Below are 24,367 nucleotides of genomic sequence, written 5' to 3' on the forward strand. Positions count from 1 at the left end.
TTGCGCTATGAGCGACGGGGGAGACGACTGGGAGCGGGCACACCGCATTGGTCGCCCGATCGGCCGGTTCATGGAGCGCTGGCGCACGGTGATTCGCAAGCGGCCCTGGCTCAACATCGTCTACAAGACCCTCATCACGATCATCGGCGTCGCCGTCGTGATCATCGGGGTGATCTTGATCCCGCTGCCCGGTCCCGGGTGGCTCATCGTGTTCATCGGTATGACGATCCTCGGGTCCGAGTATCACTGGGCGCGGCGCTTCACGAGTTGGTTGCGCATGATGCTCGCGAGGTTCTGGTACTGGTGGCGCGCGTGGCGTCGTCGCCGTCGCACGCGCAAGGTGGCGAAGCAGCGCGCGAAGCGCATCGCCCGCGAGGGTCTTTGAGGGTCGCGGGTCGGTGCTTACGCATGACAACGGGCGCGTGCTTCCGAGATGGAGGCACGCGCCCGTTGGGGTTCGACCCGGTTACTTCACCAGGGGGATGTTGAAGATGAACGGGTCGGGATCACCGTTCCGGTAGGCCTCGGAGGCCTTCGTCGCCGCGATGATGTGGCAGACGAACAGGAAGATCGAGAACAGCCACCCCACGACCGCGACCAGGACGCCGAGATACGGGATGAGCGCCAGGATCCACGTGGCGACCCCCACGCCGATGCGCAGCAGCGAGAAGTTCAGGTTCGCGGTCTGCAGCGCGTAGAGGCGCGGATTCTGCTTGTCACGGTCGACGATGTAGAAGATCAGCGCCGGGATCCAGCTGAAGAACACGGAGAGCCAGTAGTTCAGCACGATGTTGCTCTGCGCCGGATCTGAGGCGTAGGGCTGCTGGTACTGCCCCGGCTGTCCGGGCTGACCGGGCTGACCGGGAGGCGCGTAGCCGGGGTTCGGCGGGGCGTACCCGTTCTGCGGCGCGTATCCGTTCGGCGGGGCGTATCCGTTCGGCGGGGCGTACCCGTTCTGCGGCGCACCGTACCCGGGCTGCGCGTACCCTTGCTGCGGGTACTCGTTCGGGTTCTGCTGACCCGGCCCGGGCGGCGCGTATCCGTTCTGCGGATGCCCGGCTTCCTGCTGCGGATGCCCGGGTCCCGGCTGCCCTGGGGCGGGTGGAGCCTGTGCGCCCGGGGGCGGCGGCTGGTATGCGCCGGGGGGTGGTGGGGCGTATGCGGGCGGTTCGGTGCCGCCCGGTCCGGCGGTGCCGAAGTCGGTCGCATCCGGTGCCGCGGGGTCTTCCGGACCGGGGGCTCCCGGCTCGGCGTTCCGCTGCGGATCTTCCGGATCGGTGTTCGGGGCTCCCTCAGGGGGCAGTGTCGACATGATGCCTCCTCCAATCAGCTGCAAGCCAGATTACCGCAGCCGCCCTCCGGCTGCTCGGCAGGGACGATCAGAAGATGTCGGGGCTCGGCGAGTTCGAGTGCAGGATCGCGACATCGGCGTGGCGGTCGAACCGGTAGCCGACGCCCCGCACCGTGCGAACGATGTCCTGGTAATGGGCGAGCTTCACGCGCAGGCGACGTACGTGGACATCGATGGTGCGTTCGCTCGGCACCTCTTCCTCGGGCGCATCCGACCACAGCGTCTCGATGATCTCCTCGCGGCTGACCGTGCGTCCCTCGCGCAGCACGAAGTACTGCAGCAGCTCGAACTCGCGGAAGGTGAGCGCCGCCGACACGTTGTCGAGCAGGACGCGCTTCCGCGTGAGATCGATCACGACGCCGCTGGCGGCGCGGTCCTGCTCGGAGACGGTCTCCTGCTTCTGGCGCGCGTGGGCCGCGGGCTCCCCGAGCGCGAGACGCACCACGTCGATGTCGCGTCCGCCCGCGCCTTCCGGTGCGAGGGCGACGGCGGCGTAGGTGTCGGCAGCGGGTGCGAGCTGACCGACGAGATCCTTGATCTGAGCGACGATCTCGCCGAAGCGCGGGTGAGCTGCGTCGAGCCGGTCCTCCGACAGCCCGACGTACAACGCGAACCCCCTGACCTCCGTGCCTTCGGGCACCCGGCGAACGGGTGCGTTGTGCTGAGGGAGCTTCGCGGTCAGGTCGGGGCGGGCCGATGCGAGATCGGTTGCGGGCTTCGTGGCGGTGGTGATGGTGGTCATGATGGTGCGTGTCCTCACGTGCGTGGCTCGCGGGTCAGGGCCGGGGCGAGCGGTGCGGGTGTGCGGCTGAGCCGCAGAGAATGAGGCCGACGCTGCTCAGAGCGAGCAGGCGGGCCGGGAGCTCTCGCTCTGAGCGAGGGCGGGCGCACAGGGCGCGGCGTACCAGATTCTCGTCAGGCGCACATTCGACAGCGCATGACACCACGACGGCACATCATGCCGTGATTCCCAAAGTTCACCTCGAGGGCGGACTGGGGTCTCGTGGTGTCAGTCATAAGCATGAGTTAATAGTAAAAGTGGCGGAGTGTCAAGTCTCCGCCACGCGACTCACGCGGTGCCGTAGAGGCGATCGCCGGCATCGCCCAGGCCGGGAACGATGTACGCGTTCTCATCGAGCCCCTCGTCGAGCGCGCCGAGCACCAGCGTCACGTCGCGATCGCCCGCGGCCTCGCGGATCACCTCGACGCCCTCGGGGGTGCCGAGTACGCAGATGGCGGTGACATCATCGGCCCCGCGGTCGAAGAGGAACTTGATGGCCGCCGCGAGGGAACCCCCGGTCGCGAGCATCGGGTCGAGCACGAAGCACTGGCGGCCGGCGAGCGAATCCGGCAGACGCTCCGCGTACGTCGTGGGCTGCAGGGTCTCTTCGTCGCGGACCATGCCCAAGAAACCGACCTCGGCCGTCGGCACGAGCTTCACCATGCCCTCGAGCATGCCGAGACCCGCGCGCAGGATCGGCACGATGAGGGGCAGGGGCTCCGACAGCTTGACGCCGGTCGTCGGGGCGACGGGCGTCTCGATCTGGTGCGGTTCGACCCGTACCTCGCGTGTCGCTTCGTAGGCGAGCAGCGTCATGAGCTCTTCGATGAGCAGACGGAACGTCGGCTGCGGGGTCGCCGCGTTGCGCAGAACCGTAAGCTTGTGGGTGATCAGTGGGTGGTCGGCAACGAAGACACGCATACTCACGATTCTAGTTCGGCTGAGAGGGGACCGCGCATGATCGGCGAAACGGGCCCGTCGCCGAGCGCGAGCGACCGTGCGGCGATGGACGCCGCGTTGGCCCAGGCCGCGAGCGCTGCGGCGGCCGGAGAGATCCCGGTCGGAGCCGTCGTGGTGGGACCGACGGGTGAGATCCTCGCTGCGGCTCGGAACGCCCGCGAGAGCGATCCCGACCCCATGGGGCACGCGGAGATCCTGGCGATCCGCACCGCATCTCGCGTGCTCGGAGACCGGATCCTCGAGGGCTGTACCTTGGTGGTCACGCTCGAGCCGTGCGCGATGTGTGCCGGTACGATCCTCGCCGCCCGACTGTCGCGCGTCGTCTTCGGCGCGTGGGACGACAAGGCCGGCGCAGCCGGAAGCGTCTACGACCTGCTGCGCGACGGACGCTTGCCGCACCCCGTTCCCGAGGTGGTGGCCGGCGTCAGCGCAGACGCGTGCGCCGAACTGCTGCGCGAATTCTTCGCCGCGCGTCGGCGCGATGCTCAGTCGTAGGAGAGCGTGACGATCGAACTCGTCGTCGGTTGTTTCGCGTCGGGATCGAAGTAGATGTCGGGTTCGAGGTAGATGTAGGTCGCCGCAGGCACAGCCTCGCGGATGCGCCGCTCGGCGAGATTCACGATGACCGAGACCTCGTGCATGGTGCACTGCGGTGAGAGACTGATCTTCGCCCCGATCATGAACTCGTCGGGGCCGACATACAGCGTCTTCATGTGGATGATGCGATCGATGTCGCTGCCCTCGAGGATCGCGGCCTCGACCCGGGTGACGTCCTCGTCGCTCGCCCCCTCGCCGACGAGCAGGCTCTTGACCTCGACACCGACGAGGCAGGCGATGGCGATGAGCAGCATGCCGATGGCGACCGTAGCGATGCCGTCGAAGAGTCCGTTGCCCGTGAGCACTGTGAGGCCGACGCCGAAGAAGGCGAAGACGAGGCCGACGAGCGCGCCGAGGTCTTCGAGCAGTACGACGGGAAGCTCGGGGGCTTTCGAGCGGCGGATGAACTCGAACCAGCTCGAATCACCCTTGTGCGGTCGGCTCTCGCGGACGGCGGTGCGCAACGACAGCGACTCGAGCACGATCGCGACGACGAGCACGCCGAGCGGAAGCCACCACACCTCGAGGGGATGCGGCTCTCGGATCTTCGCGATGCCCTCGTACACGGAGAACACGCCGCCGATCGTGAAGAGCACGATGGCAACGACGAATGCGTACACGTAGCGCACCCGGCCGTGGCCGAACGGGTGCTCCCGGTCCGGTGCCTGCTGCGCGCGCTTCCCGCCGATGAGCAGGAGCACCTGATTCCCCGAATCCGCGAGCGAGTGGACGCCCTCCGCGAGCATCGCCGCCGAGCCCGAGAAGGCCCACGCGATGAACTTGGTGATCGCGATACCGATATTGGCGAGGAGCGCGGCGACGACGGCCTTGCTCCCTCCGCTCGCACTCATGCCGAGATCCTCCATGAAATCGTCAGCCTGTCCCGCTGGCCGGTGTGTGATTGATCCCATCCTAGATCGCGATGGATGGCCGAAGGGGTAAGGAAACCTCCAAACCTTAGGATGGACGGTATGGCAACGAAACCAGCAGCACCTCGAATTGCAATGGTGGGCGTCGGCTCCATGAGCGGCGCAATTCTCTCGGGCCTTCTCGTCAGCGAGGGGTCGAGCGACGGTCCGATCGCGGTGACCACGCGGTCTCGGGCGAGTCTTGAGCAGTTCTCCGGCGACGATCGAGTCGTCGCGTACGCGCAGGAGGACGATTCCGAGGCCAATCGCCGCGCCGTCGCGAATGCCGATGTGGTCGTGCTCGGGGTGAAGCCCTGGATGGTGCACGATGTGCTCGGAGAGCTCTCATCGGCGCTGAACCCCGGCACCATCGTCGTGAGCGTCGCGGCGGGGGTGCTCACGGAAGGGATGCAGGAGCTCGTGCCCGACGGCGTCATCGTCAGCCGAGCCATGCCGAACACCCCCTCCCATCTCGGGCGCGGCGTGACCGGCGTCTACGGCGGACCCGCGGCGAGCGAGGCCGACGTCGAGCGGGTGCGCAGCATTTTCGCCACGGTCGGCGATGTCATCGTGGTCGAACGGGAATCGCAGATCGACGATGTCGCCGCGGTGTCGGGGTCGGGTCCGGCGTACGTGTATCTCTTCGCCGAGGCGATGACCGGTGCGGCTGAGCGCCTCGGATTCACCGCGGACGAGGCGCGGCGCCTGGTGCAGGGCACCATCTCCGGGGCCGCCGAGCTCATGCGGCAGAGCGACGACGATCCCACCGAGCTGCGACGGCGGGTCACCAGCCCGAAGGGCACCACGGAGCAGGCGATCCTGGTCCTGGAACAGGGCGGCTGGGACGAGCTGTTCGACCGGGCGCTCGCGGCGAATGTGCGGCGTTCGCAGGAGATCGCGGCGGGGGAGTAGACCTCAGCCGATCGTGGCGAACCGCTCGACGTTCTCGGCGGTCCCCGAGACGATGATGGTGTCGTGCGGTGAGACCACCGTGTCCTGCGTGGCGTGCGTGAACGGCTCGCCCGGCGACTTCACGCCCACGACCGTGACGTGGTAGCGGGTGCGGACCCCGCTCTCCGAGAGCTTCATGCCGCGCACCGATCGGGGCGGGTGCATCTTCGCGATGACGTAGTTGTTGTCGAACTGGATGAAGTCGAGCATCGCGCCCGAGAGCAGGTGCGCGACGCGCTCACCCGCCTCGCGCTCGGGGTAGATCACGTGGTGCACGCCGATCCGCTCCAGGATCTTGCCGTGCGAGCTCGAGATCGCTTTCGCCCAAATCTGGGGGATCCCGAGATCCACGAGGTTCGCCGCGATGAGCACGCTCGACTCGATCGATGCACCCGTGGCGACCACGGCGACCTGGAACTGGCTCGCACCGATCTGCTCGAGCGCCTCCATGGAGCGCGCGTCCGCCTGCACCGCGTGGGTGACACGATCGGCCCACTTCTGCACGAGCATCTGGTCGATCTCGATGACGAGCACCTCGCGATCCTGCCGGTCGAGCTGACCGGCCGTCGCGGCGCCGAAGCGTCCGAGTCCGATGACGAGCACGGGGGCGTCGCTGCGAATGTTAACCAACGATCGGCCTTTCTTCGGGGAGTCGGAACATGCGGGAACGACTGGTCGACGCGACCGCTGCGGCCAGCGTAACGGTCCCGACGCGTCCGGCCCACATGGTGGCGGCGAGCACGTATTTGCCCGCGTCGGGCAGTTCGGCCGACAGCCCGGTGGTGAGGCCGCAGGTGCCGAAGGCGGAGATGACTTCGAATAGGACGACATCGAGGGATTCGCCGGTGATCTGCAGCAGGATCACGCTGGCGGTGACCACGATGCTGATGCCCCAGATGAGGATTGAGATCGAGACGCGCAGCACATCGATCGGGATCCGGCGGCCGAACGCCTGCATGTCCTGAAACCCGCGTGCTTCGGCGTACGCCGCGAGGAAGAGGACGGCGAGCGTCGTCACCTTGATGCCACCGGCGGTGGAGGCGGAACCTCCGCCGATGAACATCAGCACGTCCATAACGAGCAGCGTGGATCCCTGCAGTTCGCTCGTATCGAGGATCCCGAGGCCGCCCGAGCGGGTCATGACCGACGTGTATCCGGCGTTCATGAGGCTCTGACCCGGCCCCTGGGTGCCGAGTGTGCCGTGGTTGTTCCACTCGAGTCCGGCGATTGCGATCCACCCGACGATGACCAGAATGAGCGTGGTCGCGAGCGTGAGTTTCGCGTGCAGGCCGAGACGCTTGTGCGTGCGCCACCCGCGTCCGACGACGAACTTGTAGAGGGCGAAGATCACCGGGAAACCGATGGCGCCGAGGAAGACGCCTCCCGCGAGGATCGTCAAGGTGTACGGGTCGTTGATGAACGGCTCGAGACCGGTCTCGAGCGGCACGAAGCCGGTATTGGTGAATGCCGAAGCGGCGAGGTAGAAGCCGTCCGTGAGGGCCTGCCAGAACCCGTACCCCTCGGCGATGAGGCGCGGAGTGAGCAGTGCCGTGAGTCCCACCTCGATGACGATGAGGCTGAGAGCGACAGCGCGGAGCAGACTCGCGACTTCGCCGAGGCCGACCGCCTGGCTCTCGCTCGCCTCTCGTCCGGTGCGGAGCGGGTTCGAATCGGTTGCGGCGAGGAGACGCTGGCGCAGCCCGAGACGCCGGGTGACCGTGAGGCCGAGGAGGCTGGCGAGCGTGAGCACGCCGATGCCGCCGATCTGGAATCCCGCGAGAATCACGAGGTCGCCGAACTGGGACCAGTGGGTGCCCATGTCGACGGTGGAGAGACCGGTCACGCAGATCGCCGAGACCGCCGTGAAGAGCGCGTCCGAGAGGGGCGTCATCGATCCGGACCGCGAGGAGACGGGCAGAGTCAGCAGCGCAGTCCAGACCAGGATCAGCGCAGTGAAGACGAGGAGAGCGGTTCGCGCGGGTGACGACTGCACCGCACCCCGAAACCATCCCCGATGGTGGCCCGAGAAACCGGTCCTGCGCGCGGCGCGAACAGTCCTCACCTCTCCACCTTCCGGGTTTCTCAGGCATTCGCCTCGGAGCATGTGCAGACCGTCCGGCCTGCGATCGCGACCATCCTACGCCTCAGGACTAGGGGGATCACCCGAACATCGCTACCCTGGCATACATGCCTGATATTTTTGGGGTCATCGCCGACGCGAACCGACGAGACATCCTGCAGGTGCTGTTGCAGCGTCACGAGCGCGGAGACGAAGCCAGCGTCTCCGAGATCGTCACCGAGCTGGAGATCAGCCAGCCGACGGTCTCCAAGCACCTGAAGGTGCTGCGCGACGCCGAACTCGTCACGGTGCGCGAAGAGGGGCAGCACCGTTACTACTCGCTCGATCCCGAGCCGCTCGAGATGATCGAAGACTTCGTCATCCCGTTCCTCTCCGTCGGTTTCGAAACCGAGGTGACGGTGGAGTACCGCGACGAGCACGGCAACATGCTGCCCGACCCCGACGCCACGGGGGACGACGAGGTGCTGCCGGAGGAGGCGGCTGCGGCCGCCGGTCGCATCGGTCGAGCCGCCGCGATCGCCGAGCATCGGGTCAAAGAACTCGTCGCGAGGTTCCGACTCCGCGGGTAGCGTTTCGCGTTGCGTGCAGACCCGCGGTAATATAGGGGATCTGTGGGGCACGACGCGTGTACCCGGGAGACTTTGTGAGGTGAGTGTGGGTTCAGTAATCAAGAAGCGCCGCAAGCGGATGTCGAAGAAAAAGCACCGCAAGCTGCTGCGTCGGACGCGTCACCAGCGTCGCAATAAGAAGTAGTCGCTGCTGCGCAGTGTCCGGAAACGCCGATCTCCTGAGGTCGGCGTTTCGTCGTTCGCGGGCAGGGATAGACTGAGCCGGTGACCGTGCACGTGACCCTGATCGGCAAGCCCGACTGTCATCTGTGCGACGACGCGCGCGCGGCCGTCTCGCGCGTCGTGGCGCACGTCGGGCGCGCCGATCGATCGGGCGGCCCGATCGAGGTCGAGGTTCGCGAATTGAACATCCTCGAGGACGCATCGCTGGCGCGCCGGTACTCGGAGAAGATCCCGGTCGTGCGCGTGGGTGAGAAGCAGCATGCCATCTGGACGGTGGACGAGACGAAGCTCGCCGCCGCCATCGAGAAGGCCGCGTCACGCCGCGGCCTGTTGAGGAGGACACCGTGACCCTGCGCCATATCGTGAGCTGGAAGATGAGCGGAGCCGACCGAGCGGAACGCGATGCGCAGGCCGCCGACGTGATCGCCGCGCTCCTGCCTCTCCGCGAGACCGTGCCGAGTCTTCGTGCGCTCAGCGTGCATCGCAACGAGCTGTTCGACGGGGACAACTTCGACGTGACGCTCATCGCCGATTTCGATGACGCGGAGGGTCTCGCCGCGTACGCGAGCCACCCCGATCACGTCGAGGCCGGCGCCGTCATCAAGGCGAACGCCAGCGGCAGGGTCGCCACCGACTTCACGCTGTAACGCGCGTCACGACGCTCCGCCACTCGCCTCGTCGAGGTCTGCCGTGAGCGAGTGCAGGTGCATGCGCTCCCCGACGATGTTGAAGAGGCTGATGACCTCGGCGGGGCCTGGTCCCGCTGCGCGGATGAGGTGCGGTCGACGGGTGTCGAACTCGCCGGCCTCCCCTGCGGAGAAGAGGTGCTCTTGCCCGTCCAGCGTGAGGCGTATGATCCCCGAGAGCACGTAGAACCATTCATGGCCCTCGTGCGTCCGCGGCGAAATCGTGGGCGCGGCGGGGGAGTAGGTGATCTTGAATGCGCGCACATCGGACTCTTCGCGAGTGAGTGGTGCGACCGTCATGCCGTTCTGCTGCACGGTCGCGCGCCGTACCCTGGGGTCGCGGTCGCGCGGTGCGAGCAGCGTGTCGATCGTGATGCCGAGCTGACGCGTCAGCGGCAGCAGGAGTTCCAGGCTCGCCTGCCGTTTGCCCGACTCGAGCCGTGAGAGTGTGCTCGGCGACATGTCGGCGAGATCCGCCAGGTGGTCGAGGGTCCACCCGCGATCCTGTCTGGCAGACCGGAGGCGGGGGCCCAGCTGGTCGAGTTCATCCATGAGATGATCCCAGCATGATCTTGCTGAATGCGCAAGGTCGATTGCGCATGTAGCATGGCAACGCGGATGCTGGTGGTATGACACACACAGCAGAACCTGTATGGGACGCGATCGTGATCGGCGGAGGGGCAGCCGGATTGAGTGCGGCGCAGGCGCTCGGCCGGTCGCTGCGACGCACCCTGGTGATCGACGGGGGCAGCCCCCGCAACCGCTTCGCGGCGCACCTGCACAATGCCGTCGGGATCGACGGCACCCCGCCGCTCGAACTCGTCGCGCGCGGACGCGCCGAGGCCGAAGCGTACGGCGTGGAGTTCGCCAGGGGACACGTGGTCTCGGTACGTGACGCGGAGCAGCGTCCCGCCGCAGCGCCGCGACTGGTCGTCGAGGTTCGGGGCGCATCCGCCGACGACGAGGGCGCGGTCGAGGTGCACGTGACACGAGCCGTGGTGGTCGCGACCGGCATCACCGATGAGCTCCCGACGGTTCCCGGCCTCGCCGAACGTTGGGGACGAACCGTACTTCACTGCCCGTACTGCCACGGCTGGGAGGTGCGCGGACGACGCATCGCGGTGCTCGCGACCTCGCCGCTCTCGATGCACCACGCCAAGCTGCTGCGGCAGTGGACCGACGATCTGCTCGTGTGCTCCGCCGACCTCGGGCCGCTCGATGACGCCACGGCGGCGGCGCTCGCGGCTCGCAACGTGCGGCTCGATCCGAGTCGCGTTCTCGAGGTGAGCGGCCATGCCGACTCGACGGGCGACGCGGACGATCTCGACGCCCCGATGCGGCTGCGGACCGAGGGCGGCCACGAGCACGCCGTGGACGCCGTCTTCACCATGGGAGCCGCCGTGCCACACGATGCCTTCCTGGAGGGGCTCAACCTCGATCGCGCGGACACACCGGTGGGCAGCTTCATCGCGGTCGACGCCATGGGTGCGACCAGTCACCCGCGCATCTGGGCGGCCGGAAACGTGACCAACCCCATGGCGTCCGTGCCGATCGTCGCGGGAGCCGGAACGATGGCGGGTGCCGCCGTCAACGCGATCCTGGTCGAGGAGGACTTCGCCCGAGCGGTCGCGGATCGCCCCGCCGCCGCGTCGCGCACGGATACGCCCGCCCACGCCCATACGCCCGCGAACTCGGTTCGCGAGCCCCGTGCGGGCGAATCGCCCGCCGACTTCTGGGAGCGTCGGTATGCGGACGCGCCCGCCATCTGGTCGGGCCGTGTCAATGCCTCGCTCGCCCAGGTGGTCCAGAACTTCACCCCCGGGCGATCCCTCGATCTCGGCTGCGGTGAAGGCGGCGACGTGATCTGGCTCGCCGAGAACGGGTGGGGGGCGACGGGCATCGACCTGTCATCGACCGCGGTCGAGCGGGCGAAGAAGACCGCCGAGGATCGCGTGCCCGGCCGCGCAGGGTTCGTGGCCGCAGACTTGGGGGCGTGGGCCGCCGATCCGTCGACAATCGATGGCAGCGAGGCGCCGTTCGATTTGGTGACCGCGAGCTTCCTCCAGTCACCCGTCGAGTTTCCGCGGGGCGAGGTGCTGCGCGCGGCGGCGTCACGCGTCGGCGTCGACGGTCATCTGGTGCTCATCGCCCACGCGGCGGCACCGGCGTGGTCCGAGGGACGGCACGGTCCTGGGGACTTCCCGAGCCCCGAGGGGGAACTCGCGACGCTCGACCTCGACCCGAACCGGTGGCGCGTCATCACCGCGGAGGTGCGCACGCGCGAAGCGGTCGGCCCCGATGGCCAGGCGTCGACGCTCGATGACACAGTGGTCGTCGCGCAGCGCGTCGCCTGACCACCGAGGCCCGGAGCCCGTTCATGGTGCGCAGACCGGGGACCCGCGCGAGCTCGCGCGATTCCCCGTTCACGTCCACTCCGCTCAATACTGGATGCACGCACTCTCCGGCTGCGACGACGTCGCAGTCGAGCAGCCCGGCCCGACGGACGCGCGACCCAAATACAGGCGCACGCCCGCGGGACCGAGTCCATCGAGCACGCCGATCCTGAGTGCAGCGACCTCGTACTGCCCCTCCGGGGGCGCGCCAGGCTGGCCGGGACGCCAGTCGGGCGGAGGGGGACCACCGGAGGCTGGAGCGTTCTGCGCATTCACCGTCAGGGAGAGGATGTTCGAGAGGAACAAGCCCGAGTACAGGCGCGAGACCGTCGAGATGATAGGTTCCGTGAGCGCAGTGACCGTCGGTGAAACAGTTTTCACGGCTCCGAGAGCGGTATCGACCGCGGTACCCACTACGCTTCCGAGTCCGGTGACGAGCACGCGGACGAGACCCGCGATCACCGTTCCCACCACACCGTTGATGAGCCCGTCGAGTACGGGTCCGAGTATGGGGATGTCTTTCAGTCCAGGCAGCACAACGAATTTGGCTTGAGTGACGCCAGCGTTCCGCGAGGGGTCGAGCAGCGTGCCGAGCGTACAACCGGTCGGAGCGGAGCCCGCCGGCGTGCAACCGACGATCGCCTCGATGTGGCCGATGCGTGTCGTTGATCCGAGAGCACGGAGCGTGAGATTGACCGTGACGTTCGCCGAGACCACGGTGTCTTTCACGCTCTGGACCAAAGCGGTGGCAACCTTGTCGACCCACTCCGCGAGTATCTCCGTCAGACGTTCGGTCAGCACTTGCAGTGCAACGGGGTCGTCGAACGGGTTGAAGTTTGGTGGAAGACCGTTCAGGCCGTCCGAATACTCGTCTGGGTATGCCGCAGCGAGGAGTGCGTCAGTGCTGATGCGTACTGTACCGTCGCTCAGATGAACGGCGATGACACCGCCGCTGTCCGTCAACGTCTCAGTGAGCAGGGACTGAATCGCTGAGAGATTCGCGGTCGCGGTGAGCTGGACGTTGATCGTTCCGAGTCCGAGCCCATCCGTGAGTTGGCCGAGTGACCTGACAACGCCCTGTTGGATGGCGGAGAGAAGACTCTGTTGGCTTGCCAGACCATTCACCGTGCACTCGAGCGTCTTCACGGTGCTCCGGTTGGCGCTGGCGCAGGTCTCACCCGGGGCCCCTCCCACCGCGGAGACAAGCGCACCGACCGCGGGTGATCGGAAGGTCAGGTCGGCCGACGCGGTGAGGTAGCGACGTTCGAGCCCGTCGACGATGTCATCCGCGGCGGCTGCGGCCATCGCTCGCGCCTCGGGTGCGCCCGAGTCGCCCCATGCCGAGGCGCATCCGTCGAGCTGAGCTTCGGCCGCGACCGCGCCGACCTCGAGCTCGAGGTCGGAGACGCCGCTCAACGTGTTGCCGAGACCGATGTTGCCGAGCGCCGGCGAGTTCAGCAGGTCGGACAGCTTCAGCGTTGCGAGGTCGGGGTACGCCCCGGTCTGCTCGTCCGCGAGGTCGATGCCCCCGGAGTCGGTCACATACCCGCCGGCACCGTGGGCCAGCCCGTCGTCGCGCGCCTGGCCGAACTGGCCGACAACGCCTGTACTGTTGTTCGTCGGCAGCTCGACGAGTCCGGTGAGGGGCACCTGGATCGCGGAGAGCGCGTTCACGCTGAGCGGGTCGGCGTATGCGGATTCGAGTCCGCTCACCGGTCGCCCAGCGCTCGCGCGATCGCGTGAGCCGTTGTTGGTCACGGTGACGCCTTCCGCTTCCGCGACGCTGTCGAGGTCGATCCCGAGCATCGAGCCGCTCAGGGCTCGGCCCTCGGCCCGGGTCGCGAACGCACCATCCGGATCTTCGCAGCCCACGGTGCCGATGGCCGCGCCGTGCGTCCACTCGGTGTCGTTCCACGTCGCCTCCGAGGTGACGCTCGTCTGCGCGAGGAGTGCCACCGAGACCAGCATGGCGGCGGCGGTCCCGCCGGCGAGGCGTCTCCGAGCGAGGTTCACGAGGATCCTCCGGCGACACGTTCGGGGGCACGGCGCTTCAGTAGCGCGAGCGCGCCGAGACCGCAGAGTCCGGCAGCGAGCAGGAGCAGCGGAAGGAGATCGTCGCCGGTCATGGCGAGGGGTCCGCGAGGGCCGGGATCGCCGGGCGGTGTTCCGGGTTCGGGTGGCCTCGCGGGGGTGTCCCCGGCAGCGTGCAACCCGAGTCCGACGACTGCCTGCGCTCCGTCGTCGACTGCGGCGCCGCGAGGGAGGGAGAGGGTGATGAGCAGATGCCTGGGGTGATTCCGATCGAGATCGAGGAGCGAGTGGAGCGTGCCCCCGTCCATCGTCGAGATCGCGGCAAGCGGCGTCGGAGGCAGCTCGGTTCGGGAGCCCGCCGTGCAGCGCGGCTCTCCGGGCTGATCGGTTGCGAACGCCCGCTCGCACGATACGACCGCCGCGGTGAGGCCCGCAGTGTCGACGAGGGATCCGGTCGAGCGGAGTTCGAGGTCGAGCGTGCCGCGGTCGGCGTCGGCGAGCGAAGCCTCGACGAGCCACTGCATGGACTCGCCCGGCGCCAGCGTCGTCCAGAGCGGCATGGAGGAATCCGCCCGCAGCTGGAGCATGCCCGGGGCCCCGGTCTCGGTGAGTTCGGCGTAGATCGCGGACGCCCGGGTCACCGAGAGCAGCGCCCCGCTCACCAGCACCGCGACACTGAGCGTCGCGAGCACGGCGCGCACGATGGTGCGCCGGGGTCGCCGGAGGGGGCGAGGCGCGATGGTCGTGCGAGAGAGGGTCATGTCAGCTTTTCGTGAGGTGCGATTGGAGGGGCGGCTCGGCGGTTGATTCGTGCGTTGCCGCGTCCGTGACCGGCGATCCCGAGCCGGCGCGTCTCGGCCAGAACGCCCAGGTGACGAGCGTGCCGACGCCGAGGACCAGGATCCCCATGCCGAGCGGAGTCTGCACCAGCATGAGTGCGGTGCCGAGGCGAGGCACGGAGAACACGACGGTGCGCACATCGTTCGCGACGTACGGCATGGTGTCAGCCGTATCGTTGTCGTCCCCTTGCAGCACCAGCTCTCGTGCGGCAGGGTCGACGGGCTCACCCGGCTGCGTCGGATCCGGTGGTGCACCGTCGGGAGCCGCCGCACGCATGTCGGCCGAGTTCGGTTCGCGCGGCGATGCTTCGCGAACATCGACGACGCGATGCGTGACGGGCATGTCCGCCGTCACGCGCTGCACCGTCACGACATCGCCGCGCTCGACTGCCGCGGCGGCGGTCGGCAGGGTCACGGCCAGCGACCCCTGCGGCATGGATGGGCTCATCGACCCGGTGCGGAACGTGATGAGGGTGGCGTTCGCGACCTGCGCGTACGCGAACCAGGAGACCAGACCGACCGCCGTCACCACGAGCACCGTGGTGACGGCGGTGCCGAGCACCTTCCTGACCATGCGAGCGGACCCGAACCGGGTGAGGGAGCGTTAGTCGGAAACCGACTCTGCGCGGAACTCCCAGGCCGGCGCGATGGTGCGTCCCTGGAGCTCGTCACTCGATCCCGTCGGAAGCGTCAGTGCGAAGCAGTAGTGCTGGGTCGATCCCGCGTCGGCGGACAGGTTCTGCGGTCCCGTCGCCGCGGTACCGAGCGCGGCGGTATCGAGCACCTGCGACCAATCCGATCCCCCGATGCCCGCAGCCGTGCAGGCCGGTGGGGTGGAGTCCGCGGCACCCGACTGGGTGTACACCGACGTCTGGATCGCGTTCCAGAGGCCTTGCCCCGCATCGGTCACGGTGATCCCGGTAGCGGCCACGGCGCCCTGCAGTGCGACCGCGGCACCGTCCGAGTCTGCCTCAGTACGCAGGGACACGGGCGCGTAGATCGTGTCGCCCGGGGTGAGGGAGAGGGATCCCGGGCTGAAGGTCAGCTCTCCGCCCGGATTGGTCTCGGCGTCCACCCAGTTCGCCGCGTCGTTCGAGAAGGGTGATGTGGTGTTCTGGTTCACCTCGAACGTGCTCGTGCCGACATTCGGATCCCCGTCGGCGCCACCCCAGACCCACTCTGAGTCGTTCCACGACGCGAGCGTGTACGCGGCGCCGAGTCCGACGACGAGGGCTCCGGCAGAGATCGCCGCGATCTTCCGGTTTCTCCGGTTCCGACTCTCTGCGACGGATGACTGCTGGCTCTGATTCGACATATTGCGTTACTCCCCTGGACGCCCGGAAGACGAGAAACGGCGTGTGTGCCGCAGCGTCCCTGTGACGCTGATGTCTCCGAGTGTGAGGGCCGGTGCTCCCCATAACCACCGGCCCTGCAGCGGGAGAGTAACACTGGTGTTTTCGCAGCCGCAAATGTCTCTCAGCCGCATGATTCCGGGCCTCAGGAGGGTGTTCGCCGGGTCTCAGTGCGGTGCCGGAAGGGTCTCAGTAGTCGCGAATCCGATGCGTGCGCATCATCGGTCTGCAGAGACGCGAGCGGGGGGGGCCCCGACCCATAGAGAGGGGGGGCGCGGCGGGCGGGGGCGCGGGGAAACACACGGGGGTGCGCGCGCCCGCTCGCGGGAGCGCCGATAATCGTTACGGCGTGAGACGGTTCGGTCCGCGGAAGAGGAACGTGGTCTCACGAATCGAGGACTGCCCGAGCATCAGCATCAGCACGCGGTTGAGGCCCATGCCGAAGCCGCCATGCGGGGGCATGCCGTAGCGGAAGAAGTCGAGGTAGAAGTTCAACTCCTTCGGGTCCATACCCTTCTCGCGAGCCTGCGCCTCGAGGACGTCGATGCGGTGCTCGCGCTGGGCTCCGGTCGAGATCTCGGTGCCGTTGTAGATGAGGTCGTAGCTGCGGGTCAGCTGCGCATCGTCGTCGTGACGCATGTGGTAGAACGGGCGGATCGACGCGTCGTAGTCGGTGAGGAACACGAAGTCGCTGCCGTACTTCTGCTGCACGTGCGCGGCGATGCGGCGCTCGCCCTCCGGGTCCATGTCGGCGTCGGCGCGGGGTACCTCGTACCCCTCGGCCTTCACGATCTCTTTCGCCTCGGCGAGCGGGATCCGCGGGAACGGTCGCGAGGGGACGTTCACCTCGACGCCGAAGAGCTTCTGGATCGCTTCGCCGTGCTTCTCCTTGACCGCGGTGAGTCCAGCGACGATGAGTTCCTCGTGCAGCTCCATCACGTCGACGTGGGAGTCGATCCAGCTGAGTTCGGAGTCGATCGACGTGAACTCGGTCGCGTGGCGCGAGGTGAATGACGGGTCGGCCCGGAACGCCGGCCCGACCTCGAAGATGCCGCCGAAGCCGGCCGCCTGCGCCATCTGCTTGAAGAACTGCGGGCTCTGCGCGAGGTAGGCCTGTCCGTCGAAGTAGTCGACCTCGAACAGCTCCGCACGCGACTCGGAGGCCGACGCCATGAGCTTCGGGGTCTGCACCTCGATGAAGTCGCGCTCCACCCACACCTGACGGAGTGCGTTCAAGAAGGTCGTCTGCACCCGGAACACCAGGTTCTGCTCAGGACGCCGGAGGTCGAGGAAGCGCCAGTCCAAACGGTGCTCGCTGCCCGAGTCCTTTGCGATCGGGGTGTCGGGCAGGGCGCGGCTGACGACTTCGAGCTGCTCGATCTGGATCTCCACCCCACCGAGCTTCACCCGCTCGTTGTGCTGCAGCTCACCGCTCACCGTGACGAAGCTGCCGTGCGACAACTCGGAGATGGTGGTGGTCCGCTCGAGGAGGATGTCGGAGCGCGGGTTCTCAGGATCGGCTTCGCGCAGCACGCCGCCGTTCACGAGCTGCACCGCACCGGTCTCGTCACGCAGGACGACGAACTGCACGTACCGCTGGTCGCGCACCTTCTCGACCCACCCGGACACGCTGACGGAGCCGTCCTCACGGGCGGCCAGATCCTTGATCATCACTCGCTCAGTCATCGTTTCAGTCTATATCTGCGCGGTGGCGTGGCCGGTCGGCAGGCACACAGCGCTCGAGTCGCATCTTGACAGGGGAGTGATGTCGGATGTCACGGTGCGACACGGTCGGCCGAACCTTCGACGAGGACCGTATCGTGGTCTCGACGGACCACCTCGAAAGGCGACGCACTATGACGGCACCGAAGCATCTCGGGTTCATTCATCTCGGACCGATGTCTCGGGATCATCCGCGACGCGGTCTCGACGAGACGATCGAGCTGTTCCGCTTCGCCGAGGAACTCGGGCTCGACAGCGGCTGGCTGCGCACCCGGCACCTGCAGTACGGCCTGCCGTCACCCGCCGTGCTCTTCGGGGCACTCGCCCGCAGCACGGAACGCATCGGGTTGGGCACCGCCGTGATCCCGGTCGGGCACGAGAATCCGTTCCGCCTGGCCGAAGATCTCGCCACCGCCGATGTGCTCTCCGGCGGGCGCGTGAGTCCGGGCGTGAGCGTGCACCCGCCGGCCTACGACGCAGCGGTGAACGACATCGTGCATGACACCGGATGGCGCGAGGAGGACTACGGGTACGGGCGCATCGAGCGCCTGCGCAGCCTGCTGGCCGGGGATCGCGTGCGCGGGGTCCCGCCGTACGCCGGGATCGGCGGCGATCTCGACTCGGAACGGGTTGAGCCGCACAGCCCGGGCCTCTCCGACCGCATCTGGTACGGCGGCGGCTCACTGCGCTCGGCGGAGTGGGCGGGAAGCGCCGGACTCAACTGGCTGGTGAGCAACATCAGCTCGACCGCCGACGGGAACACCGACTTCTCCGAGGTGCAGCGCGCCCAGATCGCGGCGTTCCGCGCGGCATCGGCCGAGACGCTCGACGGCGGAGCGCGACGAGTAGCCGTGGCGCGGGTGATCGTGCCCACCGACGGCGCCTCTGCCGATCAGGTCGCCCGCTACCGCGCCTACGCCGATGGACGCGCGGACCGCGTGGGGCGCATCCACGGACACAACACGATCGTCGCCCCCGATGTCGTCGGCTCGCTCGATGACATCGTCGCGTTCATCGAGGCGGACCCCGCCTTCCAAGCCGCGGACGACTACCTGTTCGAGCTGCCGTTCGAGTTCGCACTCGCCGACTGGCGGCAGATCCTCGACCAGTTGGCGACGCGCATCGGCCCGGCACTCGGCTGGCAGCCGGTCGCCTGAGTGCCAAGGGGTTTCCCCAGAACGCGCCCGTAGACTGGAGGCGTGAGCGACAAACTCCTGCATTTGGTGCGCCACGGCGAGGTCTACAATCCCGACCGTGTGCTCTACGGGCGTCTTCCCGGGTTCGGCCTGTCCGAACGCGGACACGAGATGGCCGAAGCGGCCGCACGTGAGATCGCGGCCAGCGACCGGGATGTGACGAAGCTCATCGCCTCGCCCCTGCAGCGCGCCCAGCAGTCCGCGCGACCGATCGCGAGCGTTATCGGCCTCGAGATCGCCACCGACCCGCGCATCATCGAACCCACCAACTTCTTCGAGGGCAAGCCGAACTCGGGTGACGACTCCGCGTTCAAGCAGCCCCGATACTGGCACCGTCTCTGGAACCCGTTGCGCCCCAGCTGGGGCGAGCCGTACCGCAGCATCGCGTCGCGCGTGCGCGAGGCGATGGATGACGCTTGGGATGCGACCCGGGAGGGCGACATCGTGATGGTGAGCCATCAGTCGCCCATCTGGATCGCCCACCTCGACATCGCGAGCCGACCGCTCGCCCACAACCCGTCTAAGCGGCGCTGCGACCTGTCGAGCATCACGACGTTCGAACGGCGCGGCGGGCGCTGGTTCGAGGTCGATTACCGCAGTCCCGCATCCGGGTTGCTGGAAGACTCGATCGACGTAGGAGCCGTGTGAAGTACCGCAAGATCGCGACCGCCGGGGTCGCACTCGTCGCCGCCATCACTATCGCCGGGTGCAGCGGCGGCAACGACGATCTCTCACAGCAGTGGGACGAAGCGAGTGACAAGGGTTACGTGTCCGGTGACGGCTCCACACTCAGCATCGCGCCCGACGAGCGCACCGAGCCCGTCGAGTTCGACGGCGACACCGAGTTCGGCGGCACCCTGAGTTCCGCAGACACCATCGGCAGCGTCACCGTCGTGAACTTCTGGTACGCGGGCTGCGCTCCGTGCCGCGCCGAAGCCCCCGACCTCGTCGAGTCCTACGAGGAGTTCAGCCCGGAGGGCGTGCAGTTCGTCGGTGTGAACACCCGCGACCAGCAGGCCCAGGCCGAGCAGTTCGCCGAGCAGTTCGGCATCGAGTACCCGTCGATCCTCGATGCGGCAGGCGGGCGTGCCGTGCAGCAGGCGTTCGCCGGCCAGGTTCCGCTGAACGCCGTCCCCACGACGCTGGTGCTCGACACCGAGGGCCGCGTCGCGCACCGCGTACTCGGTCAGCTCGCAGACGCGTCGCAACTGCGGACGCTCATCACCGAGACGCTCGACGAGTCTGCGTAGACACGCGTGGGCCTCCAAGATCTCGTCGCCGACGGGCAGTTGCTCGTCGCTTCGGTGATCGCGCTCGCCGCAGGACTCCTCTCCTTCCTCTCCCCGTGCGTGCTGCCGCTCGTGCCCGGATACCTCGCCTACGTCTCGGCGACCGCGACCCCGGTGCCGGCTTCGGCGCCCGCTGCCACGACTCCGGATGCGGGCGGGAACGCCACGGCGACCGTGGTGCGACCCGCCGGCACGAAATGGCGCACCGTCGCCGGTGTGCTGCTCTTCGTCGCCGGATTCTCCGCCGTCTTCATCTCGATGATCACCCTCGCCGGCACCGTCGCCGTCTGGTTGCTCCGCTGGGAGGAGCTCATCACGCGAGTCGTCGGCATCGTCGTGATCGTGATGGGACTCGTGTTCATCGGACTCTTCAGCGGTATGCAGCGCAGCGCGAAGCTGCGTCTGAAGCCCCGGCTCGGACTCGCCGGGGCGCCCCTGCTCGGCATCGTGTTCGGTATCGGGTGGACCCCCTGCATGGGGCCCGTCCTCGCCGTCATCATGGGGCTCGGCCTGCAGTCGGAGTCGGCGGGGCGGGCCGCGATCCTCGGCGTCATGTACTGCATCGGGCTCGGCCTCCCGTTCGTGCTCGCCGGGTTCGGGTTCGGCTGGATGACCCAGGCCACAGGATTCATGAAACGGCACATCCGCGCGATCAACGTGACGGGCGGCGTGCTGCTCATACTGATCGGAGCGCTCATGGCCACCGGTCTCTGGACGAAGATGATGTATGCGATGCAGGCGGTGATTGACGGTTTTGTCCCGGCCCTCTGATTACGACGACGGATCGGGCGCTCCGGCCCCGGCCGAAGCGCGCGGAGCCGACCTCGGCTGGCGCGGCTGGATGCGCTGGTTCTGGCGGCAGCTGACGAGCATGCGGGTGGCGCTCATCCTGCTGCTGCTGCTCGCAGTCGCCGCGATCCCCGGGTCGCTCTTCCCGCAGCGCGCGGCCGACCCCAACGGTGTGCTGCAGTACGAGCAGGATCACCCCGACCTCTTCCCGATCCTCGACGCCTTCCCGATCCAGGCGTTCGGCGTCTACAGCTCGGTCTGGTTCTCGGCCATCTACCTGCTGCTGTTCATCTCGCTCATCGGCTGCGTGATCCCCCGCATCATGCACCACTGGAAAGCCTGGCGCGGTCAGCCGCCGAAGACCCCGGCGCGCCTGCAGCGCATGGTCGGCTTCCAGGAGACCCGCATCTCGAACCCGAGTGCCGGGCCCGAGGAGCGTGAAGCCTTCGCGGAGGGCGCCGTCGCCGAGGCCGAACGGATCCTGAAGCAGCAGCGCTACCGGACGTCCGTGCAGCGCGTCACCCGGCGCGGCGTGACCGAGGTCTCGGTGTCGGCCGAGCGAGGCTACCTGCGCGAGACCGGCAACCTGATCTTCCACATCTCGCTGCTCGGCGTGCTCATCGCCGTCGGCATCGGCACCGCCATCACCTTCAACGGGCAGAAAGTGCTCGTCGAAGGCGAAACCATGGTGAACCAGCTGATCGACTACGACACCGTGAACTCGGGCCGATCCTTCGACGACTCGACCCTCGAACCGTTCGCGCTCAAACTCGACTCCTTCGACGTCTCGTACATGACCCCCGAGGACGGCAACCTCAACGCCATCGGACAGGTCAAAGACTTCGACGCCTCGATGACGCTGATCGAAACCGACGGATCCACGTCGGAGCAGACGATCAAGGTCAACCAGCCGCTCCGCACCCACGGATCGCCGATCTACCTCATCGCCAACGGCTACGCCCCCACCATCACGGTGCGCAACGCCGACGATGAGATCGTGTACAGCGAGTCGATGCCGTTCATTCCGCAGGAGGACAACACCATGACCTCCCTCGGCGTCGTCAAAGTGCCGCACGGCATCACGACCGCCGACGGCTCCGACACCCAGCTCGGACTGCGCGGATTCTTCTACCCCACACAGACCGAACTCGAGAGCGGTGCATACACCTCGAGCTACCCCGACCTCGAGAACCCGGTGCTCACGCTCGACGCATTCGTCGGGGACCTCGGTCTCGACGACGGCCTGCCGCAGTCGGTCTACACGCTCGAAACGGGCGAGATGGAGCAGCTCACCGGCCGCGCCGTCGAACGCGAGTCGCTCGAGCTCGCACCCGGGGACACCCTCGAACTGCCCGACGGCATGGGCACCGTGTCCTTTGACGCGGTCCCGCGATACGCCTCGTTCGACGTCATGCGGAACCCCACCCAGATCTGGGTCTTGATCTTCGCGCTCAGCTCGCTCGGCGGACTCATGTGGTCGCTCTTCGTACCCCGACGTCGCATGTGGGTGAAAGCGGTGCAGACCGAGGACGGCATCGCCCTCCAGTACGCCGCCCTCGCCCGCGGCGACGACCCCGTGCTCGAGCGCGCCGTCAACGACCTCCGCGACCGGCACCGCGACCGCCTCTAGGGGCGGTGCGCTCGGCGGGGCGGGGTTCCGCCCGGGCCCGCGCCGCGTCCGTGCGGCCTCGTGGCGCCCTTGCCCGCGCCGCGTCCCACCCGCTCGGCCTGCCACCAGCTCGGCCTGCCACCCATGTCGAAATTGCGCAAAATCACCCTTCGAGGCGGGTGAGAGACGCATAAGTGCAATCTCGACGGGTCGAAGGGCGGGTGCGCCGGGTGCGGCGGGCGCGCCCGGTGCGCTGGGGTCGGCCGGGCCGGCACGTGACGCTCGCCCGCGGCCCCCGATCCGCGTCGAGATCGCAGAAACGCTTGTTTCGGGGCAGGTGAAAGGCGACTTCGCGCAACCTCGACAAGAGCGGGGCGAGAGCGGCGCGACACCGGCCCCAGTGCGCCCACCCGGACGAGCGTTTGGCGCCGCCGGATTCCCAGCGACTTTCGTCTCAGAGCAGTTAGGCTGAGTAACCGTGGTGCTCGAGGAATATTCAACGCTGTCGCTCTATTCGGCGATGCTCGTCTACGCGATCGCGTTCGTGTTCTACGTCGTCGATCTTGCGAACCGCAGCGGTGACGTTGCGGCTGTCGCGACGCCCGCGCCGCGTGTCGGATCCGCGGAAACCGCGGAAACGACTCCGTCCGCCGCGGTGAGTGGAACGGCCGGAAGCACCGACGTGCTGACGCGCCCCGCGACGAAAACCGCGGCAGCCCAGGGCGGATCGGGGGATCGCGCCCGGTCGCGCACCCTGCGGATCGGGTTCTCGCTCACGGTGCTCGGGTTTCTGCTGCACTTCGCCGCCACGGTGATGCGCGGCATCGGCGCCGAGCGCGTGCCGTGGGCCAACATGTACGAGTTCGCGCTGACGGCGACGCTCGCGATCATCCTGATCTTCCTGGTGGTGCAGTTCTTCGTCGATCTTCGCTTCCTCGGTGCGCTCGTCACGGGAATGACCGTGTTGTTCCTCGCGGTCACGAAGGTCAACTACTACGTCGAGATCGTGCCGCTCATGCCGGCGCTCGACTCGTACTGGCTGGTCATCCACATTCTCGTCGCGGTGCTCGCGATCGCGTTCTTGACGCTCTCGTTCGGTCTTTCGATCCTGCAGCTGCTGCAGACGCGTCGCGAGGGCCTCGTGACGGCAACCGACAACGGACCGTACAGCGGCATGCGGTGGATGACGACGATGCCGAATGCCGTGCGGCTCGAAGATCTCTCGTACCGGATGGCGATCATCGGCTTCGTCTTCTGGACATTCACGCTCATCGCCGGAGCCATCTGGGCCGAGGCCGCGTGGAGCCGCTACTGGGGTTGGGACGTCAAGGAGGTCTGGACCTTCGTGATCTGGGTCCTCTATGCCGGCTTCATCCACGCGCGTGCGACGCGCGGATGGCGCGGGACCCGGTCCGCGTGGCTGTCGATCATCGCGTATTCCGCGATCATCTTCAACTACACCGTCGTGAACGTCTTCTTCAAGGGACTCCACGCGTATTCAGGGCTCTGAGTCGGTGACGGATTCGCGGACCATCGAGGGCGACCGGACCTTGCCGGCCGCAGCGGGAGCAGTGCACCGCGAGTCCCTCGAGCCGGAACGCCATGTGACCCAGCGTGTGCGCCAGCGGAGCGCACAGCGCATCGCGCTCGCCGGACTCGCAGTGTTCAGCGCGATCATCCTCGCAATCACTCTCTGGCCGCACCCGGTGGATCAGGGGAGAGAGGGCACGGTTGAGCGTGTGCTCGGAGCCTTGCACGCGGTGGGCGTGCCCGCCTGGTTCGGGTACGGAGAGCTGGAGTTCTCCGCGAACATCATCATGTTCGTGCCGCTCGGGTTCTTCGTGATGCTGGCGTTGCCGCGCCGCTTGCGGTGGCTCGCATTCATCGTGCCTCCGCTCGCGTCGGGCGCGGTCGAGGTTACGCAGCTCATATTCCTCGAGCACCGCTTCGCGACTCTCCTCGATGTCTTAGCGAACTCGATCGGCGGCTGGCTCGGTGCGGGTGCCGCCTCCTGGGTTGTTCGAAAATAAGCGCGCGCAACG

The 24,367-nt window shown here is 67.7% G+C and carries 27 protein-coding genes; 15 read left to right on the forward strand and 12 right to left on the reverse strand.

The features are described 5' to 3' along the window. Nucleotides 1-7: 7 nt before the first annotated feature. Nucleotides 8-385 carry a TIGR02611 family protein gene (locus J4H85_RS03640; protein ID WP_243893313.1) on the forward strand — a complete coding sequence of 126 codons (378 nt, stop codon included), beginning with the start codon at nt 8-10 and terminating at the stop codon, nt 383-385. A gap of 81 nt (nt 386-466) precedes the next feature. Here the strand turns inward: J4H85_RS03640 and J4H85_RS03645 are convergent, their stop codons facing one another. From J4H85_RS03645 to upp, 3 genes are all read right to left on the reverse strand, one after another. Next, nucleotides 467-1,312: a DUF4870 domain-containing protein gene (locus tag J4H85_RS03645; protein WP_208236934.1), complete on the reverse strand. Its 846-nt coding sequence runs from the start codon at nt 1,310-1,312 to the stop codon at nt 467-469. Nucleotides 1,313-1,379: 67 nt separating this feature from the next. Then, a complete protein-coding gene (locus tag J4H85_RS03650) occupies nt 1,380-2,093 on the reverse strand; it encodes a winged helix-turn-helix domain-containing protein (RefSeq protein WP_208236936.1) in 714 nt (237 codons plus the stop codon). A 327-nt stretch (nt 2,094-2,420) separates the two neighbouring features. Next, nucleotides 2,421-3,053, reverse strand: a complete 633-nt coding sequence (upp, locus tag J4H85_RS03655; protein WP_208236937.1) for a uracil phosphoribosyltransferase — start codon at nt 3,051-3,053, stop codon at nt 2,421-2,423. 36 nt (nt 3,054-3,089) lie between these two features. Between upp and J4H85_RS03660 the strand changes: the two genes are divergently transcribed. Then, nucleotides 3,090-3,587, forward strand: coding sequence for a nucleoside deaminase (locus J4H85_RS03660; RefSeq protein WP_344186062.1), 498 nt, complete (start codon nt 3,090-3,092; stop codon nt 3,585-3,587). On the opposite strand, the gene J4H85_RS03665 is transcribed toward J4H85_RS03660, so the two are convergent. Then, complete coding sequence (locus J4H85_RS03665; protein WP_208236939.1) at nt 3,578-4,540, reverse strand: cation diffusion facilitator family transporter; 963 nt, start codon at nt 4,538-4,540, stop codon at nt 3,578-3,580. The two genes, J4H85_RS03660 and J4H85_RS03665, sit on opposite strands and share 10 nt — an antisense overlap. A gap of 120 nt (nt 4,541-4,660) precedes the next feature. On the opposite strand from J4H85_RS03665, the gene proC reads away from it, so the two are divergent. Then, nucleotides 4,661-5,509: a pyrroline-5-carboxylate reductase gene (gene proC, locus J4H85_RS03670; protein WP_243893314.1), complete on the forward strand. Its 849-nt coding sequence runs from the start codon at nt 4,661-4,663 to the stop codon at nt 5,507-5,509. A 3-nt stretch (nt 5,510-5,512) separates the two neighbouring features. On the opposite strand, the gene J4H85_RS03675 is transcribed toward proC, so the two are convergent. Next, nucleotides 5,513-6,169 carry a potassium channel family protein gene (locus J4H85_RS03675; protein ID WP_372440185.1) on the reverse strand — a complete coding sequence of 219 codons (657 nt, stop codon included), beginning with the start codon at nt 6,167-6,169 and terminating at the stop codon, nt 5,513-5,515. 1 nt (nt 6,170) lies between these two features. Further along, complete coding sequence (locus tag J4H85_RS03680; protein ID WP_307863374.1) at nt 6,171-7,541, reverse strand: TrkH family potassium uptake protein; 1,371 nt, start codon at nt 7,539-7,541, stop codon at nt 6,171-6,173. Between the two features lie 194 nt (nt 7,542-7,735). Here J4H85_RS03680 and J4H85_RS03685 point away from each other — a divergent pair, with 194 nt between their 5' ends. The 4 genes from J4H85_RS03685 (at nt 7,736) to J4H85_RS03700 (ending at nt 9,066) form a co-directional block, all read left to right on the forward strand. Continuing rightward, on the forward strand, nt 7,736-8,197 hold the full coding sequence (locus tag J4H85_RS03685; RefSeq protein WP_208236942.1) for an ArsR/SmtB family transcription factor: 462 nt from the start codon (nt 7,736-7,738) through the stop codon (nt 8,195-8,197). An 85-nt stretch (nt 8,198-8,282) separates the two neighbouring features. Continuing rightward, on the forward strand, nt 8,283-8,381 hold the full coding sequence (locus J4H85_RS03690; protein ID WP_109274628.1) for a 30S ribosomal protein bS22: 99 nt from the start codon (nt 8,283-8,285) through the stop codon (nt 8,379-8,381). An 80-nt stretch (nt 8,382-8,461) separates the two neighbouring features. Continuing rightward, nucleotides 8,462-8,767, forward strand: coding sequence for a glutaredoxin family protein (locus J4H85_RS03695; protein ID WP_208236943.1), 306 nt, complete (start codon nt 8,462-8,464; stop codon nt 8,765-8,767). Further along, complete coding sequence (locus tag J4H85_RS03700) at nt 8,764-9,066, forward strand: Dabb family protein (RefSeq protein WP_208236944.1); 303 nt, start codon at nt 8,764-8,766, stop codon at nt 9,064-9,066. Before J4H85_RS03695 ends, J4H85_RS03700 begins: the two co-directional genes overlap by 4 nt. A 6-nt stretch (nt 9,067-9,072) precedes the next feature. On the opposite strand, the gene J4H85_RS03705 is transcribed toward J4H85_RS03700, so the two are convergent. Further along, on the reverse strand, nt 9,073-9,657 hold the full coding sequence (locus J4H85_RS03705) for a helix-turn-helix domain-containing protein (RefSeq protein ID WP_208236945.1): 585 nt from the start codon (nt 9,655-9,657) through the stop codon (nt 9,073-9,075). Between the two features lie 77 nt (nt 9,658-9,734). Here J4H85_RS03705 and J4H85_RS03710 point away from each other — a divergent pair, with 77 nt between their 5' ends. Further along, nucleotides 9,735-11,459, forward strand: coding sequence for a bifunctional NAD(P)/FAD-dependent oxidoreductase/class I SAM-dependent methyltransferase (locus J4H85_RS03710; protein WP_208236946.1), 1,725 nt, complete (start codon nt 9,735-9,737; stop codon nt 11,457-11,459). A gap of 84 nt (nt 11,460-11,543) precedes the next feature. Here J4H85_RS03710 and J4H85_RS03715 read toward each other — a convergent pair whose 3' ends face one another. The 5 genes from J4H85_RS03715 to aspS form a co-directional block, all read right to left on the reverse strand. Beyond that, nucleotides 11,544-13,511, reverse strand: a complete 1,968-nt coding sequence (locus J4H85_RS03715) for a choice-of-anchor G family protein (RefSeq protein WP_208236947.1) — start codon at nt 13,509-13,511, stop codon at nt 11,544-11,546. Then, a complete protein-coding gene (locus J4H85_RS03720) occupies nt 13,508-14,290 on the reverse strand; it encodes a hypothetical protein (protein ID WP_208236948.1) in 783 nt (260 codons plus the stop codon). Before J4H85_RS03720 ends, J4H85_RS03715 begins: the two co-directional genes overlap by 4 nt. 1 nt (nt 14,291) lies before the next feature. Then, entirely contained in the window at nt 14,292-14,942 is a 651-nt protein-coding gene (locus tag J4H85_RS03725; RefSeq protein WP_208236950.1) for a S24/S26 family peptidase, read from the reverse strand. Nucleotides 14,943-14,972: 30 nt separating this feature from the next. Continuing rightward, nucleotides 14,973-15,683: a SipW-dependent-type signal peptide-containing protein gene (locus tag J4H85_RS03730; RefSeq protein ID WP_208236952.1), complete on the reverse strand. Its 711-nt coding sequence runs from the start codon at nt 15,681-15,683 to the stop codon at nt 14,973-14,975. 379 nt (nt 15,684-16,062) lie between these two features. Further along, the gene (gene aspS / locus J4H85_RS03735) at nt 16,063-17,406 is read right to left on the reverse strand and encodes an aspartate--tRNA(Asn) ligase (protein WP_243893316.1); all 1,344 of its coding nucleotides are present in this window, start codon (nt 17,404-17,406) and stop codon (nt 16,063-16,065) included. 170 nt (nt 17,407-17,576) lie between these two features. Between aspS and J4H85_RS03740 the strand changes: the two genes are divergently transcribed. From J4H85_RS03740 to J4H85_RS03770, 7 genes are all read left to right on the forward strand, one after another. Continuing rightward, nucleotides 17,577-18,599, forward strand: a complete 1,023-nt coding sequence (locus J4H85_RS03740) for an LLM class flavin-dependent oxidoreductase (RefSeq protein WP_208236954.1) — start codon at nt 17,577-17,579, stop codon at nt 18,597-18,599. A 42-nt stretch (nt 18,600-18,641) separates the two neighbouring features. Continuing rightward, the gene (locus tag J4H85_RS03745) at nt 18,642-19,286 is read left to right on the forward strand and encodes a histidine phosphatase family protein (RefSeq protein ID WP_208236956.1); all 645 of its coding nucleotides are present in this window, start codon (nt 18,642-18,644) and stop codon (nt 19,284-19,286) included. Continuing rightward, nucleotides 19,283-19,888, forward strand: a complete 606-nt coding sequence (locus J4H85_RS14150) for a TlpA family protein disulfide reductase (protein ID WP_208236957.1) — start codon at nt 19,283-19,285, stop codon at nt 19,886-19,888. Before J4H85_RS03745 ends, J4H85_RS14150 begins: the two co-directional genes overlap by 4 nt. 6 nt (nt 19,889-19,894) lie before the next feature. After that, nucleotides 19,895-20,698: a cytochrome c biogenesis CcdA family protein gene (locus J4H85_RS03755; RefSeq protein WP_208236958.1), complete on the forward strand. Its 804-nt coding sequence runs from the start codon at nt 19,895-19,897 to the stop codon at nt 20,696-20,698. Continuing rightward, nucleotides 20,682-22,346 (forward strand): cytochrome c biogenesis protein ResB, encoded by a 1,665-nt coding sequence (gene resB / locus J4H85_RS03760; protein ID WP_208236959.1) that lies wholly within the window; start codon nt 20,682-20,684, stop codon nt 22,344-22,346. The genes J4H85_RS03755 and resB overlap by 17 nt, the downstream gene beginning before the upstream one ends. A gap of 499 nt (nt 22,347-22,845) precedes the next feature. After that, the gene (gene ccsB, locus J4H85_RS03765; RefSeq protein WP_208237365.1) at nt 22,846-23,835 is read left to right on the forward strand and encodes a c-type cytochrome biogenesis protein CcsB; all 990 of its coding nucleotides are present in this window, start codon (nt 22,846-22,848) and stop codon (nt 23,833-23,835) included. A 4-nt stretch (nt 23,836-23,839) separates the two neighbouring features. Next, the gene (locus tag J4H85_RS03770; protein ID WP_208236960.1) at nt 23,840-24,355 is read left to right on the forward strand and encodes a VanZ family protein; all 516 of its coding nucleotides are present in this window, start codon (nt 23,840-23,842) and stop codon (nt 24,353-24,355) included. The last annotated feature ends 12 nt before the right edge of the window (nt 24,356-24,367 follow it).

It is taken from the genome of Leucobacter tardus (genome assembly GCF_017583045.1).
Classification (GTDB): Bacteria; Actinomycetota; Actinomycetes; order Actinomycetales; family Microbacteriaceae; genus Leucobacter; species Leucobacter tardus.

Bases quoted from the DNA above. Each gene is read 5' to 3' on its own strand.
- J4H85_RS03640 (WP_243893313.1), top strand. From the start codon at position 8: ATGAGCGACGGGGGAGACGACTGGGAGCGGGCACACCGCATTGGTCGC.
- J4H85_RS03645 (WP_208236934.1), bottom strand. From the start codon at position 1,312: ATGTCGACACTGCCCCCTGAGGGAGCCCCGAACACCGATCCGGAAGAT.
- J4H85_RS03650 (WP_208236936.1), bottom strand. From the start codon at position 2,093: ATGACCACCATCACCACCGCCACGAAGCCCGCAACCGATCTCGCATCG.
- upp (WP_208236937.1), bottom strand. From the start codon at position 3,053: ATGCGTGTCTTCGTTGCCGACCACCCACTGATCACCCACAAGCTTACG.
- J4H85_RS03660 (WP_344186062.1), top strand. From the start codon at position 3,090: ATGATCGGCGAAACGGGCCCGTCGCCGAGCGCGAGCGACCGTGCGGCG.
- J4H85_RS03665 (WP_208236939.1), bottom strand. From the start codon at position 4,540: ATGAGTGCGAGCGGAGGGAGCAAGGCCGTCGTCGCCGCGCTCCTCGCC.
- proC (WP_243893314.1), top strand. From the start codon at position 4,661: ATGGCAACGAAACCAGCAGCACCTCGAATTGCAATGGTGGGCGTCGGC.
- J4H85_RS03685 (WP_208236942.1), top strand. From the start codon at position 7,736: ATGCCTGATATTTTTGGGGTCATCGCCGACGCGAACCGACGAGACATC.
- J4H85_RS03705 (WP_208236945.1), bottom strand. From the start codon at position 9,657: ATGGATGAACTCGACCAGCTGGGCCCCCGCCTCCGGTCTGCCAGACAG.
- J4H85_RS03710 (WP_208236946.1), top strand. From the start codon at position 9,735: ATGACACACACAGCAGAACCTGTATGGGACGCGATCGTGATCGGCGGA.
- J4H85_RS03720 (WP_208236948.1), bottom strand. From the start codon at position 14,290: ATGACCCTCTCTCGCACGACCATCGCGCCTCGCCCCCTCCGGCGACCC.
- J4H85_RS03725 (WP_208236950.1), bottom strand. From the start codon at position 14,942: ATGGTCAGGAAGGTGCTCGGCACCGCCGTCACCACGGTGCTCGTGGTG.
- J4H85_RS03730 (WP_208236952.1), bottom strand. From the start codon at position 15,683: ATGTCGAATCAGAGCCAGCAGTCATCCGTCGCAGAGAGTCGGAACCGG.
- aspS (WP_243893316.1), bottom strand. From the start codon at position 17,406: ATGACTGAGCGAGTGATGATCAAGGATCTGGCCGCCCGTGAGGACGGC.
- J4H85_RS03740 (WP_208236954.1), top strand. From the start codon at position 17,577: ATGACGGCACCGAAGCATCTCGGGTTCATTCATCTCGGACCGATGTCT.
- ccsB (WP_208237365.1), top strand. From the start codon at position 22,846: ATGCTCGTCTACGCGATCGCGTTCGTGTTCTACGTCGTCGATCTTGCG.